This is a genomic window from Erwinia sp., assembly GCF_031978025.1.
In the GTDB taxonomy this organism is placed as follows: domain Bacteria; phylum Pseudomonadota; class Gammaproteobacteria; order Enterobacterales; family Enterobacteriaceae; genus Erwinia.
Genome location: NZ_DALZCD010000033.1, coordinates 7,879 through 22,501 on the forward strand (window position 1 = coordinate 7,879; position 14,623 = coordinate 22,501).

The 14,623-nt window shown below is 54.6% G+C and carries 8 protein-coding genes; 2 read left to right on the top strand and 6 right to left on the bottom strand.

The features are described 5' to 3' along the window. The first annotated feature begins 142 nt into the window (after positions 1 to 142). Positions 143 to 1,651: a glycerol-3-phosphate dehydrogenase gene (gene glpD / locus RTK32_RS04330; protein ID WP_312042274.1), complete on the top strand. Its 1,509-nt coding sequence runs from the start codon at positions 143 to 145 to the stop codon at positions 1,649 to 1,651. An 845-nt stretch (positions 1,652 to 2,496) separates the two neighbouring features. On the opposite strand, the gene glgP is transcribed toward glpD, so the two are convergent. From glgP to asd, 6 genes are all read right to left on the bottom strand, one after another. After that, a complete protein-coding gene (gene glgP / locus RTK32_RS04335) occupies positions 2,497 to 4,944 on the bottom strand; it encodes a glycogen phosphorylase (protein ID WP_312042275.1) in 2,448 nt (815 codons plus the stop codon). A gap of 19 nt (positions 4,945 to 4,963) precedes the next feature. Beyond that, the gene (gene glgA / locus RTK32_RS04340) at positions 4,964 to 6,397 is read right to left on the bottom strand and encodes a glycogen synthase GlgA (RefSeq protein ID WP_312042276.1); all 1,434 of its coding nucleotides are present in this window, start codon (positions 6,395 to 6,397) and stop codon (positions 4,964 to 4,966) included. A gap of 75 nt (positions 6,398 to 6,472) precedes the next feature. Further along, positions 6,473 to 7,762 carry a glucose-1-phosphate adenylyltransferase gene (gene glgC / locus RTK32_RS04345; RefSeq protein WP_312042277.1) on the bottom strand — a complete coding sequence of 430 codons (1,290 nt, stop codon included), beginning with the start codon at positions 7,760 to 7,762 and terminating at the stop codon, positions 6,473 to 6,475. A gap of 12 nt (positions 7,763 to 7,774) precedes the next feature. Continuing rightward, a complete protein-coding gene (gene glgX / locus RTK32_RS04350; RefSeq protein ID WP_312042278.1) occupies positions 7,775 to 9,760 on the bottom strand; it encodes a glycogen debranching protein GlgX in 1,986 nt (661 codons plus the stop codon). Then, a complete protein-coding gene (gene glgB, locus RTK32_RS04355; protein ID WP_312042279.1) occupies positions 9,757 to 11,943 on the bottom strand; it encodes a 1,4-alpha-glucan branching enzyme in 2,187 nt (728 codons plus the stop codon). The genes glgX and glgB overlap by 4 nt, the downstream gene beginning before the upstream one ends. A gap of 548 nt (positions 11,944 to 12,491) precedes the next feature. Further along, positions 12,492 to 13,601, bottom strand: a complete 1,110-nt coding sequence (gene asd, locus RTK32_RS04360) for an aspartate-semialdehyde dehydrogenase (RefSeq protein ID WP_312042280.1) — start codon at positions 13,599 to 13,601, stop codon at positions 12,492 to 12,494. A 251-nt stretch (positions 13,602 to 13,852) separates the two neighbouring features. Here asd and RTK32_RS04365 point away from each other — a divergent pair, with 251 nt between their 5' ends. Beyond that, positions 13,853 to 14,446, top strand: a complete 594-nt coding sequence (locus RTK32_RS04365; protein ID WP_312042281.1) for a YhgN family NAAT transporter — start codon at positions 13,853 to 13,855, stop codon at positions 14,444 to 14,446. The last annotated feature ends 177 nt before the right edge of the window (positions 14,447 to 14,623 follow it).

Consider the following 14,623-nt stretch of genomic DNA (forward strand, 5'->3'; position numbering starts at 1 on the left):
GCTTTTTGATGAACAATTCTGTTACCTGCATCACGCATAAATGTTTTTATTCGGTTAACGCTGGCATCAATGTCGCTTTGCGATTATTATAATGCTCGAAAACGAACATTTAAGAACTATTCCGAACACCGGAGGAGATGACGTGGAAACCAAAGACTTGATCGTAATCGGCGGCGGTATCAACGGCGCTGGCATTGCAGCAGATGCTGCAGGACGCGGCCTGTCTGTGCTGATGCTGGAAGCGCAAGATTTGGCCTGCGCAACCTCTTCCGCCAGTTCTAAACTGATCCATGGTGGCCTGCGCTACCTTGAGCATTATGAATTCCGTCTGGTCAGTGAAGCACTGGCCGAGCGTGAAGTGCTGTTGAAAATGGCGCCTCATATCGCTTTCCCGATGCGCTTTCGCCTGCCGCATCGTCCGCATCTGCGTCCGGCGTGGATGATCCGCGTTGGTCTGTTTATGTATGACCATCTGGGAAAACGCACCAGTCTGCCGGGCAGTAAAGGGTTGCGTTTTGAATCAGACTCGGTATTGAAGCCGGAAATTACGCGCGGTTTCGAATATTCCGATTGCTGGGTAGACGATGCGCGTCTGGTCGTCCTTAACGCGCAGGAAGTGGAAAAGCGCGGCGGCGAAGTCCTTACCCGTACCCGCGTGACTCGCGCCCGACGTGAGAACGATCTGTGGATCGTGGAAGCGGAAGACATTGATACCGGTAAAACCCATACGTGGCAGGCTAAAGGTCTGGTCAACGCTGCTGGCCCTTGGGTGAAACAGCTGTTTGACGATGGCCTGCAGCTAAAATCCCCTTACGGTATCCGCCTGATCAAAGGCAGCCACATTGTGGTGCCGCGCGTGCATACGCAAAAGCAGGCTTATATCCTGCAGAACGAAGACAACCGTATTGTTTTTGTTATTCCGTGGATGGACGAGTTCTCTATCATCGGTACCACCGATGTGGAATACAAAGGCGATCCTAAAAATGTGCATATCGACGAGAAAGAGACCGAATATCTGCTGAACGTCTTTAATAACCACTTTAAAAAGACGTTAAGCAAAGAAGATATCGTCTGGTCTTATTCAGGTGTCCGTCCGCTGTGCGACGACGAATCTGATTCACCGCAGGCGATTACTCGCGACTATACGCTGGACGTGCGCGACGACAACGGCAAAGCGCCGCTGCTGTCGGTCTTCGGTGGCAAGCTGACGACCTACCGCAAGCTGGCCGAGCACGCGATGGAAAAACTGTCGAAGTACTATCCAAAAGCGGGCCCGGCGTGGACGCGCAATTGCGTCCTGCCCGGTGGTGATATTGCCGGTACGCGTGAAGACTATGCGGCCAGCCTGCGTCGCCGCTATCCGTTTATCACGGAAGCGATGGCTCGTCACTATGCCCGAACTTACGGCAGCAATACCGAGCTGTTCCTGAAACCGGCGAAAAGTGTCGAAGATCTGGGCGAGTGCTTTGGTCACCACTTCTACGAAGCGGAACTGCGTTATCTGGTCGAAAAAGAGTGGGTGCGCGAGCAGGATGACGCGCTGTGGCGTCGTACCAAGACCGGTATGTTCCTGAACGAACAGCAACGCGCGCGCGTCGGCGAATGGCTGGCACAGCATGCGAAAAAGCCGGTTTTATCGCTGGCTTCTTAAAAGCCAGCGGCTAAAGCAGTAAGAGAGAAAAAAGGCGGAATCGATTTCCGCCTTTTTTGTCAGAGCGGCCGTTTTATTCACTCTCATCAAAGCCCTCCAGCAGTATCCTGCGGGGGAGAGTGATAATAAACGACGGCACGATAAGCATTATGGTGATGATAAAAACAGGCTTTATGTAGTCGCATTTAATTTCTATGCCGCAATCAGTCCCCATCAGCCTACGCCATCATCCTGTCAGTAATTTTTTCAGAATTTAACTTTCACTTTTAACCCATGCTTGAGCGCTTCTCCACTTTTCAGCACAGGGCGTTCTCGGGTGTATTAACGTTTCGCTCTTATAAAGTTTCATTCCATATGACGGCCCTCCCTTAGTCGCCTCTGATTAACCTTTCTTGTTCCTGAAAGATCTGCAGAGCGCACTTTTGTTTTACGCCATTTTTAGTCTGTTTTTCAGCCCTCAGTGAAAACTTTCCTGAAGTATTAAGTTCCCGCCCCGGGTGAGGACGGCCTGCGCTGCCTCACGTTCATTGGCAGGCTGAAAAAAGGATTCGATCTATCATTTTGAATCACAGAGGCATCCTTTTTTGAGCCTTAAGAGCAGAGCGTTATGGTCACAGTCTTTCATCCGAGCGTCACAGATAGCGCACGCTCGTAAATCAAAGGGGCTGTTAGCGTTACGCAGCGCCTGATGCAATCAGTCATTTTGTCAGGATTTACGCGCGTGGTACTTAAAAGGAGGTCATAACAAAACGGAGAGGAATATATTCGGGGATTCCCGCTGCGCGGTATGAAATACAGCGCAGCGGGTTTTCAGATAAAGCGTTTAGCGACTACCGAGGCCAAATCTACAGGCGGATCGGCTTGATCCCCCAAATTTCATCGGCATACTCCTGGATGGTGCGATCCGAGGAGAAGTAGCCCATATTGGCGATGTTCAGCAGCGTTTTGCGCGTCCACTCTTCCGGATGGCGGTACAGTTCGTCCACCTTGTCCTGAGTGTCCACATAGCTACGGTAGTCCGCAAGCAGCTGGTAGTGGTCACCCAAATTGACCAGCGAGTCGTAAATATTACGATAGCGGTCAGGCTCCTGTGGACTGAAGGTACCCGTCGCAATCTGCGTCAGTGCCTGATGCAGTTCGGCATCCTTCTCAAAGTACTGACGTGCGTTATAGCCGGTGGCACGCAGCTCTTCGACCTGAGGCGTAGTGTTGCCGAAGATAAAGATGTTCTCCTCACCCACATGCTCCAGCATCTCGACGTTAGCGCCGTCCAGCGTACCAATGGTCAGCGCGCCATTCAGAGCAAATTTCATATTACTGGTGCCGGAGGCTTCCGTACCCGCCAGAGAAATCTGCTCGGAAAGGTCGGCGGCCGGAATAATCACCTGTGCCAGACTGACGCTGTAGTTAGGGATAAAGACGACCTTCAGCTTATTTTTCACCTGCGGATCGTTATTGATCACCTGCGCGACATCATTGATCAAATGAATAATATGTTTTGCCATGTAATAAGCCGAAGCGGCCTTACCGGCAAAGATATTCACACGCGGCACCCAATCCGCATCGGGATCGGCTTTGATCCGATTATAACGGGTGATCACGTGCAGCACGTTCAGCAGCTGACGCTTGTACTCGTGAATACGCTTGATCTGCACGTCGAACAGCGCGTGAGGATCGATAACAATATCCATTTTCTGAGCGATATGCGCCGCCAGCCGCTTTTTGTTGGTCAGCTTGGAATCACTGATTTTCTTCAGGAAGCCAGGATAATCAATATGTTGCTTTAACTCATCGAGCTGGCTTAAATCGGTACGCCAGTTGCGCCCAATGGCATCGTCCAACACGGTTGAAAGTGAAGGGTTCGCCAATGCCACCCAGCGACGCGGCGTCACGCCGTTGGTTTTATTGCAGAAGCGGCCCGGGAACAACGCGGCAAAGTCGGCGAACAGCGACTGTACCATCAGGTTGGAGTGTAGTTCAGACACGCCGTTAACCTTATGGCTGACCACTACCGCCAGCCAAGCCATGCGGACCTGACGCCCGTTGTTTTCATCGATGATCGAGATGCGCGACAGCAGATCCCAATCCTCTGGATAGTAGTCCTGAATAGTTTTCAGGAAGTAATCGTTAATATCGAAAATAATTTGCAGATGGCGCGGCAGGATCCTGCCGATCATGTCCACAGGCCAGGTTTCCAGAGCTTCCTGCATCAGCGTGTGGTTGGTGTAGGAAAACACCTGGCAGGTCACTTCAAACGCGTCATCCCAGTTAAACTTATGTTCGTCGATCAGCAGCCGCATCAGCTCAGGAATAGCCAGCACCGGGTGAGTATCGTTCAGGTGGATAGCAATTTTATCCGCCAGATTGTCAAAAGTCTGGTGCATCACCCAGTGTCGGTTGAGAATATCCTGCACCGTGGCCGACACCAGGAAGTACTCCTGACGTAAACGCAGCTCGCGTCCGGAGTAGGTCGAATCATCCGGGTAAAGCACGCGTGAGACGTTTTCCGAATGGTTTTTATCTTCCACCGCCGCAAAGTAATCGCCCTGATTAAATTTCCCCAGGTTGATTTCGTTACTGGCCTGCGCTCCCCACAACCGCAAAGTGTTGGTCGCATCGGTATCAAAGCCAGGAATGATCTGGTCGTAAGCCGTTGCCAGTACTTCTTCCGTTTCCACCCAGCGCGAACGACTGCCCTCAACCTGGATACGTCCACCGAAGCGGACTTTATAGCGGGTGTTGAAGCGTTGAAATTCCCACGGATTACCGTATTCCAGCCAGTAATCCGGCGATTCCGCCTGACGACCGTCAACGATATTCTGCTTGAACATGCCGTAGTCATAGCGGATGCCGTAACCGCGGCCTGGCAGACCCAGCGTGGCAAGCGAATCCAGGAAACAGGCGGCCAGGCGACCCAGACCGCCATTGCCTAACCCCGGATCGCTCTCTTCGCCAATGAGATCTTCCAGATCGAATCCCATTTCTTCCAGCGCGGCGTGGGCATCTTCATAAATGTCCATTGCCAGCAGCGCGTTAGACAGCGTGCGGCCGACCAGGAACTCCATCGACAGATAATAGACCTGACGCACATCCTGCGACAGCTGCGCCCGGTTGAAGCGCAGCCAGCGTTCCACCATCCGATCCCGTACCGCCAGCAGCGTGGCGTTCAGCCATTCATGTTTATTGGCAACGGAAGGATCCTTGCCGATAGTGAACATCAGTTTATAGGCGATGGAGTGCTTCAGTGCCTCGACGCTGAGCGTTGGGGCGGTATAGATGAAAGGTGCGTTCATATCAATTTTCCTGGGTTCTTTACAGCAGACGTTGATAGAGATCGCGGTAAGCCACAGCGGCTACCTGCCAGCTAAAATCCATGGCCATCGCCTGGCGCTGTACGTAGCGCCACAGCGAAGGGCGCGACCAGAGCACAAAAGCGCGGCGGATTGCGCGCAGCAACGACCAGGCATTGCTGTCTTCAAAGACGAAACCGCTGGCAATGCCGTCGGCCAGGTTCTCCAGCGAGCTGTCGTTGACCGTATCGGCCAGACCACCGGTACGCCGCACCAGCGGCAGCGTGCCGTACTTCAGACCATAAAGCTGTGTCAGCCCGCAAGGCTCGAAGCGGCTCGGTACCATAATCACGTCGGCGCCGCCCATGATGCGGTGCGAAAAGGCTTCGTGATAGCCAATCTGCACGCCAACCTGGCCCGGATATTCTGCCGCCGCCGCCAGGAAGCCCTGCTGCAGCACCGCATCGCCTGCGCCCAGCAGCACCAGCTGCCCACCCTGCTCCAGCAGCCCCGGCAGCGCTTCCAGCACCAAATCCAGTCCTTTCTGCTTCGTCAGGCGACTAACCACGGCAAATACCGGCGCTTTTTCGTCAATCTTCAGCCCCATCGCAATTTGCAGCTGGCGTTTATTTTCCTGCTTGGCGTCCAGCACGTCACGGTTGTAGCGCGTGGTCAGCAGAAGATCCTGCTCGGGATCCCAGATCAGCGGGTCAACGCCGTTCAGGATACCGGTCAGCCGCCCTTCCATCTGCCGCTGCTTCAGCAGATCTTCCATACCGTAACCAAACTCCGGCTGGGTAATTTCACGCGCGTAGGTCGGGCTGACTGCCGTAATGTGATCGGCATAGAACAGCCCGGCTTTGAGATAAGAGATCTGCCCGTAAAATTCCAGGCCATGCATATTGAGGAAAGACCACGGCAGCTGGATCTCTTCCAGATGATGCGCATAGAACAATCCCTGATAGGCCAGGTTGTGCACGGTGAAAACGGATTTCGCCGGACGGCCTCTGGCGGCCAGATAGGCGCAGGTCAAACCGGCGTGCCAGTCATGCGCATGAACCACCTCTGGTCGCCAGAACGTGTCCAGCCCACAGGCGATTTCGCACCCCATCCAGCCCAGCAGCGCAAAGCGTAAATAGTTATCCGTATAGGCAAACTGCGATTCATCGTGATAAGGACTGCCGGGACGATCGTACAATCCCGGCGCGTCGATCAGATAAATCCCTACGCCGTCATAGCGTCCATAGAGCAGCTCGACATAGCCGGCGAAAGTATGCAGCCGGGCCACCACTTCCGTATCCGGAATCCCTTTTTTCAAGTCCGGAAACGCCGGGATCAATACGCGGGTATCAATCCCTTCCGCAATCTGCGCCGCCGGTAATGCCCCCACAACATCAGCAAGCCCGCCCGTTTTTAGCAGCGGGAAAATTTCTGAACAGACATGTAAAACCTGCATTATCGGCTCCTTTACTTTGTTCTGACGCGTTCCTCCGCATCAAATACCTGTGCTTTATTTTTTTACTTTATGCGGTTAACTGCGCCAGCCAAGCTTCGCCAGCATGGAACGCGTCACCAACACAATGCCTTCTTCCGAGCGGTAAAAACGGCGCGCGTCATCATCCGGATTCTCACCGATTACCGTTCCTTCAGGCAGCACGCACGCACGATCTATGACACAGCGGCGCAGGCGACAAGAGCGCCCCACCACCACATCCGGCGACAGCACAGAGGATTCGATATTGCAGAAAGAATTGATTCTTACGCGTGAAAACAAAACGGAATTAACCACTACCGAGCCAGAAATAATACAGCCGCCCGAGACCAGGGAATTCATGGTCATGCCATGACTCCCTGACCGGTCCTGCACAAATTTTGCCGGGGGTAACGGCTCCATATGGGTACGGATAGGCCAGTCACGATCGTACATATCCAGTTCTGGCGTCACGGAGGCCAAATCCAGATTCGCTTTCCAGTACGCGTCCAACGTGCCGACATCGCGCCAGTATGGCGGCGCGTTTTCATCACTTTGCACACAGGAAATGCTGAACGAATGCGCCAGGGCTTCACCGGTCGCCACAATTTTCGGCAGAATATCCTTGCCGAAGTCATGATTCGATTCCGGGATCTTCAGATCGTCTTCTAACAGCTGATAAAGATAGTCAGCGTTAAAGGTATAGATGCCCATGCTCGCCAGCGCCAGCGTGTCGTTACCCGGCATCGATGGCGGGTTGGCCGGTTTTTCCAGGAAATCGACTACTTTGTTCTGATCGTTGACCGCCATCACGCCGAAAGCGCTGGCTTCTTCAATCGGTACTGGCAGGCAGGCAATGGTACATTTTGCGCCGTTCTCTACGTGATCGAGCAGCATGCGCGAGTAGTCCATTTTATAGATATGGTCGCCCGCCAGAATCACGATATATTTCGCCTGATAACGCCGAATAATATCCAGGTTTTGCGTCACGGCATCCGCCGTCCCGCGATACCAGTGTTCGGTAGTCTGACGCTGCTGAGCAGGCAGCAAATCGACGAACTCGTTCATCTCCTCATTGAAAAGCGACCAGCCTCGCTGAATGTGCTGCACCAGCGTATGCGACTGATATTGCGTGATCACGGCGATCCGTCGGATCCCGGAGTTCAGGCAGTTTGACAAAGCAAAATCGATAATGCGGAACTTACCGCCGAAATGGACGGCAGGCTTGGCGCGATTGGCGGTAAGGTCTTTCAGGCGCGTGCCACGTCCCCCCGCCAGGATCAGGGCTACAGTTTGCGACGGCAATTGTCTTGCCAACATCAGAGAGTCGTTCTTATCTAAAGTGGCCATGCCTGACTCCTGTTATGGTTGTTCCTGGAACACACACACGCCGTGTGCGGCTCCATGCCAGACAGTTAACAGAATGGGGTTGTCATCCCCGGCGAAGGGCGGAATGGCATGCCAGCGCCCTGGCGGCAGCGTGATGTCGCACACTTCTTCGGAAGCGTTCATCACAATCAGCCAATGCTGCGACAGCCGGATCTGCATCCTGCGTTCGCCGTGGTGCCAGTCATTGGCGGACATCGGCTTGCCATCCGGCCCCAGCCATTCCACGTTGCCGTCGTCAATCTGCCACCAGCGATCGGCCTGAAGTGCAGGAATACGTTTGCGCAGGTGGATCAAAGCAGCAGTAAAAGTGAACAGTCCGCTGTTGTTGTTTTCCCAGTCGAGCCAGGTCAGCTCGTTATCCTGACAGTAAGCGTTGTTATTGCCATGCTGAGTATGACCGTGCTCGTCGCCGGCCAGCAGCATTGGTGTGCCCTGCGAGAGCAGCAGCGTGGTCAATAAACCGTGTACGCTGCGCCGACGATGCTCGGCCACCAGTAGCGGCGCATTCAGTCCCTCAACGCCGTGGTTGTAACTGTGATTGCCGTTATGGCCATCGCGATTATCTTCGCCGTTGGCCTCATTATGTTTTTCGTTGAAGCAGACCAGGTCGGTCAGGGTAAAGCCGTCGTGCGCGGTGATCAGGTTGATCGAGGCCGAAGGCAGTCGCCCTTCATGATTAAAGATATCGCTGGAGCCGGCAAAACGTGCGGCGAATGCTGCATTATTAACGTCACCGTGCAGCCAGAAACGCCGCATGGTGTCGCGATATTGGTCATTCCATTCAGCAAACGGCGGCGGAAAGTTGCCCACCTGATAGCCGTCCGGGCCGATATCCCAGGGTTCCGCAATCAATTTGCACTGGGAGAGCAGCGGATCTTCCTGTATCGCTTCGAAAATAGAGGCGTGTGGATGGTATTCGGGCGTGCGACCCAGCACCGTTGCCAGGTCAAAGCGGAAGCCATCGACGTGGCAAACCTCGACCCAGTACCGCAGGCACTCCAGCGTCCACTCCAGCACGTTAGGATGGCTGATGTTGAGCGTGTTGCCACAGCCGGTCCAGTTTTCGTAGTTGCCTTGCTCGTCCAGCCAGTAAAAGCTTCGGTTATCCACGCCGCGTTTCGACAGCATTGGCCCGGTCTCATCCAGCTCGGCCGTGTGGTTAAAGACCACATCCAACACCACTTCAATACCCGCTGCGTGCAGCGCTTTCACCGCCTGCTGGAATTCGTCACGTGGGTGAACGCCATTCACCCCGGAAGCGTAGCGGGCATCCAGCGCATAGGGGGCCAGCGGGTTATAGCCCCAATAGTTGGTCAGCCCAAGCCGCAGCAGACGAGGCTCATGGGCGAAAAACGCGACCGGTAGCAGTTCCAGGGTGGTAATGCCCAGCCGCTTGAAATAGCTGATCATCACCGGATGGCCCAGCGCGGCATAAGTGCCCTGGATTTCTTTCGGGATGCCGGGATGGCGTTTAGTCAGCCCGCGTACGTGGGCCTCGTAAATAACGGTGGAACCCCAGGGAACGCGAGGTGATTGATCGTTTTCCCAGTCAAAATCATCTGCTACCACCACGCTGCGCGGCGCGACTGCCGCGCTATCTTTCGTATCCAGGACTTGTGGGCCGCACTGAAAACGAGGATCGTCAGGGACTTCTCCGATCACTTCACGCGCGCAGGGATCGATCAGCAGCTTGTGCGGATTGAAGCGATGGCCGGCTTCGGGCTGCCATGGCCCATGAACGCGATAGCCATAGAGCTGGCCCGGTTTGACGGCGGGCAAATAGCCGTGCCAGATATCACCGGTACGGGCGGGCAGATCCATCCGCGTTTCAACGCCTTGCTCGTCGAACAGGCAAAGCTCCACCCGTTCAGCATGTTGTGAAAACAGCGTAAAGTTTACGCCCTTGCCGTCGTAGTTTGCGCCTGTCGGCGTGGATTTACCGGGCTGCAGTTGACTCATGGCGCCTCCCTGACCAGCCAGACCGTGGAAAGCGGTGGCAAAGTCATGCTGATTGAGTGTTCACGATTGTGGCTCGGAATCGCTTCGGTGCCGATCGCTCCCGGATTACCGACGTTGCTGCCGTGATAACGCGTGGAATCCGTGTTCAGCACTTCCTGCCAGCTGCCCGACTGGGTCACGCCGAAACGGTAATCATGGCGCGGCACTGGCGTAAAGTTACTGGCAACGATCAGCTCATTGCCTTCACGATCGCGACGGACAAAGACAAAGACCGAATTATCAAAATCGTCCACGACCAGCCATTCAAAGCCCATCTGGTCGAAATCCAGCTGGTAAAGCGCAGGATGCTCGCGATAAGTATGGTTCAGATCGCGCACCAGACGCTGGACGCCGTTGTGCCAGTTGTCTTCGCCTTCCAGCAGATGCCAGTCCAGACTAATATCGTGGTTCCACTCTTTCCCCTGCGCGAACTCATTGCCCATGAACAGCAATTTTTTGCCGGGGAAGCCGTACATCCAGCCATAGTAGGCGCGCAGGTTAGCGAACTTTTGCCAGACATCACCAGGCATGCGATCCAGGATAGAACGCTTACCGTGCACCACTTCATCGTGCGAAAGCGGCAGCACGAAATTCTCGGTGGAGTTGTAAAACATGCCGAAAGTCAGATTGTTGTGGTGATGCTTACGGTAAAGCGGATCTACCTGCATGTAATCCAGGGTGTCATGCATCCAGCCCAGGTTCCATTTGTACCAGAAGCCCAGGCCGCCGGTTTCCGACGGACGCGTAACGCCCGGGAAGTCGGTCGACTCTTCCGCCACGGTCACGGTGCCGGGCGCGGCATTGCCCAGCGTGCGGTTGGTGTAGCGCAGGAAAGCGATGGCCTCCAGATTTTCCCGGCCGCCAAAGTGGTTAGGTACCCATTCCCCTTCCGCACGGCTGTAGTCGCGGTAGATCATGGAAGCCACAGCATCCACACGCAGACCGTCGATACCAAAGCGTTCAATCCAGTAGAGCGCGTTGCCCGTCAGGTAGTTGCTGACCTCACGACGACCAAAGTTATAAATCAGCGTGTTCCAGTCCTGATGAAAGCCTTCGCGCGGATCGCCGTGCTCATACAGCTCGGTGCCGTCAAATTTAGCGAGGCCAAAGTCATCGGAAGGGAAATGTCCCGGTACCCAGTCCAGCAGCACGTTCAGGCCGGCCTGATGGGCGACAGCAATAAAATTACGGAACTCGTCGCGCGTACCGAAACGGCGCGTTGGCGCGTACATACCGGTAGGCTGATAGCCCCAGCTGCCGTCAAACGGGTGTTCGTTAATGGGCATCAGCTCAAGGTGAGTAAAGCCCATCTCTTTGGCATAGGGCACCAACTGCTCGGCCAGCTCTTTGTAGCTCAGCCAGTAGTTGTTATCCGTATGGCGACGCCACGACCCCAGATGTACCTCATAAATAGAGATAGGTGCATCAAAATCGTTGGCCCGCTGGCGCGCTTCCGACAGCGTTGTTTTCGGCGGAATGCCGCAAATCATAGAGGCGCTGTCTGGCCGCATCTGCGCTTCAAAAGCGTAAGGGTCGGATTTCAGCCGCAGCTGTCCGTGTTTATCAATAATTTCATATTTATAAAGCTGACCCTGTACCGCGCCGGGCACAAAAAGCTCCCAGACGCCGCTTTCCTGACGCAGCCGCATAGGGTGACGACGGCCATCCCAGAAGTTGAAATCACCGACTACGGAGACGCGACGGGCGTTGGGTGCCCAGACGGAAAAGCGCGTACCGATCACGCCGTCAATCACGTCTGAATGCGCGCCCATCGACTCATAGGGACGTAAGTGGGTCCCTTCTGCCAACAGCCAGCTGTCCAGCTCTTTCAGCAGCGGTCCAAAGCGATACGCATCATCCACCAGGTTTTGCTGACCATGCCAGGTGACGGCCAGCTGATAGCGGAACATATTTTTACGACGCGGGATCACGCCTTCGAAAAAACCGCGTGAATCAATACATTCCAGCTGGGCGCATTTCCGGCCGGTATTGGTTTCAATGACCCAAACCTCGGTGGCGTCCGGCAGCAGGGCGCGCACCGTCAACCCCTTTGGGGTTTGGTGCATACCGAGTAATGAAAACGGGTCAGCATAATGGCCGGAAATTAAATCGTTAATTAGGCGGCGATCCGTAAGCTCTGACATGACTGTACCTGTAATGTATGGCAGGCGATCCTTTTTTAGAAAAAAATGAATGCACTGCTCTTCATTGAGCCAAAAGCACGCTGGCGGGTACGGCCTGACATCCTGTAAAAAACCGCCGCAGCGTGCGACAACTTCTGTTGAAATACTCAAAACGCGATCGGACGCGGCAGACAATGCCAGGCATCCTGCAATCGGGCGATACAGCTAAGCATAGCCAGGGCGCCAATAAAGCCAGTACCGAAAGAAGAAAAATATTTCTTTTAGATCAAACTTTCACAGATTAGTAAGCGGAACGGAAAAGCGCAGCGCCCGGCACGATAAAATTGCCCTGTCGAAACAAATGCAGAGAAGTCGGGCGGTTAACCGTTTTCACACAGGCCGCTGACATGGCTACTGGCGAAAATTTAAACAGCACGTTGTTATCGTTACAATTGGGAAGGATAGAGAAATTAAAAACAGGCAGAAAAATCGCGCTCGTTCTGGCGGCTTAAGTGAAAGGAAGGCCGTTTAAGGAAAGCGCCCTGCCGATCCGGCAGGGCGAGGTACGGTTAGTCCACCAGCAGTCGCAGCATACGGCGCAGCGGCTCGGCAGCGCCCCACAGCAGCTGGTCGCCGACGGTAAAGGCAGAGAGATACTCCGGCCCCATATTCAGCTTGCGCAGACGGCCAACTGGCGTTTTCAGCGTGCCGGTTACCGCTGCCGGGGTCAGTTCGCGCATGGTCAGCTCACGATCGTTCGGCACGACGGTAGCCCACTCGTTATGGGCGGCCAGCAGCTGTTCGATTTCCTTCAGCGGCACATCCTTTTTCAGCTTCAACGTAAACGCCTGGCTGTGGCAGCGCAGGGCGCCAACGCGCACGCACAGGCCGTCAACCGGAATGGTGCGCGCCGGTTGCAGGATCTTATTGGTTTCCGCCTGGCCTTTCCACTCTTCGCGGCTCTGGCCGTTTTCCAGCTGTTTATCAATCCACGGGATCAGGCTGCCTGCCAGCGGTACGCCGAAGTTATCGGTTGGCAACACGCCGCTGCGGCTCATCTCGGTGACTTTACGTTCGATGTCCAAAATGGCGGAGGCCGGGTTTTGCAATTCTTTTGCCACGCCGTCATGCAACATGCCCATCTGCGCCAACAGCTCGCGCATATGTCGCGCGCCGCCACCGGAAGCGGCCTGATAGGTCGCGACTGAGGCCCACTCCACCAGATCTTGCGCAAACAGGCCGCCCAGCGACATCAGCATCAGGCTGACCGTGCAGTTGCCACCCGCAAAGGTTTTGATGCCTTTATCCAGGCCCTGACGGATCACATGGTGGTTAACCGGATCGAGGATAATCAGCGCATCATCCTGCATACGCAGCGTGGAGGCCGCGTCAATCCAGTAGCCCTGCCAGCCTGCCGCGCGCAGCTTTGGATAGATTTCGGTGGTGTAGTCGCCACCCTGGCAGGTAATAATAATATCGAGCGCCTTCAGTGCGTCCAGGTCATACGCGTTCTGCAGCAGGCCCGGAGACTGGCCGCCAAACTGCGGCGCGGCCTGACCGTGCTGAGAAGTGGAAAAAAATACCGGGCGAATGACGTCAAAGTCGCGCTCTTCCGTCATCCGCTGCATCAGCACGGAACCGACCATGCCGCGCCAACCAATTAAGCCTACTGATTTCATATTGCACCTGTTTCAGGCTGGTTTGCCCGTCTGCGAACCGCCGGATATGCTGTCTGGCCGCCCGCTGGCGAAAAACAAACTGTCTGCGACAAAAACGCCTGACCTGTTAGAGTAAGTGATAAGAAAGAAAGATGGCTATCACCTTACAAAATGCAGAAAAAGTGGCAAGTGAATTAATTCGATTAGCGCGGCTTTTTTAGCAGAACAGCTTATAACGGAAGACCAGCCCCAGTGGAAAGGAGAAGAAACCCATGACAGATATGATTTCGGTTACCATATTATTGCTACTTATTATGGATCCGCTGGGCAATTTGCCGATTTTTATGTCGGTTTTAAAGCATCTGGAGCCGAAACGTCGTCGGGCGGTGCTTATCAGGGAAATGCTGATTGCTCTGGCGATCATGCTGCTGTTTCTCTTTGCCGGAGAAAAAATTCTCGCTTTCCTGAACCTGCGGACGGAGACCGTATCGATTTCCGGCGGGATCATTCTGTTTCTGATCGCTATCAAAATGATTTTCCCTTCACACGAGAGCAACAGCACCGGTTTATCTGCTGGCGAAGAGCCATTTCTGGTGCCGCTGGCTATTCCACTGGTGGCTGGCCCGTCGCTGCTGGCAACGCTAATGCTGCTGTCGCATCAGTATCCCCATCACATTGGTTATCTGGCGGGTTCGCTGCTGATTGCCTGGGGCGCCACGGTCGCCATCCTGCTTTTTTCCGGCCTGTTTTTACGGCTATTGGGTGAGAAAGGCGTCAACGCGCTGGAGCGCCTGATGGGCCTGATCCTGATTATGTTGGCCACTCAGATGTTCCTGGACGGCATTCGCGCTTATCTGAAGTTATGAACCAGAAAGGGCTGGCGGATGCGCAGTCACGCTGGCTACTTTTGCTGTGATCGAAAGGGAAACAGATATGAACAGGCTACTGCAGATTATCAAAAGCTGTCTGCTGCGCACGTTTAACTATCAAGGGCGTGAAGGAAGGACGAGCTATTTTATCTTCCCGCTGTTTCAACTGGTCTG

Excerpts from the sequence above, each read along its gene's own strand:
- glgC (WP_312042277.1), bottom strand. The coding sequence starts at position 7,762 with ATGGCCACTTTAGATAAGAACGACTCTCTGATGTTGGCAAGACAATTG.
- glgP (WP_312042275.1), bottom strand. The coding sequence starts at position 4,944 with ATGAACGCACCTTTCATCTATACCGCCCCAACGCTCAGCGTCGAGGCA.
- glgA (WP_312042276.1), bottom strand. The coding sequence starts at position 6,397 with ATGCAGGTTTTACATGTCTGTTCAGAAATTTTCCCGCTGCTAAAAACG.
- asd (WP_312042280.1), bottom strand. The coding sequence starts at position 13,601 with ATGAAATCAGTAGGCTTAATTGGTTGGCGCGGCATGGTCGGTTCCGTG.
- glgX (WP_312042278.1), bottom strand. The coding sequence starts at position 9,760 with ATGAGTCAACTGCAGCCCGGTAAATCCACGCCGACAGGCGCAAACTAC.
- RTK32_RS04365 (WP_312042281.1), top strand. The coding sequence starts at position 13,853 with ATGACAGATATGATTTCGGTTACCATATTATTGCTACTTATTATGGAT.
- glgB (WP_312042279.1), bottom strand. The coding sequence starts at position 11,943 with ATGTCAGAGCTTACGGATCGCCGCCTAATTAACGATTTAATTTCCGGC.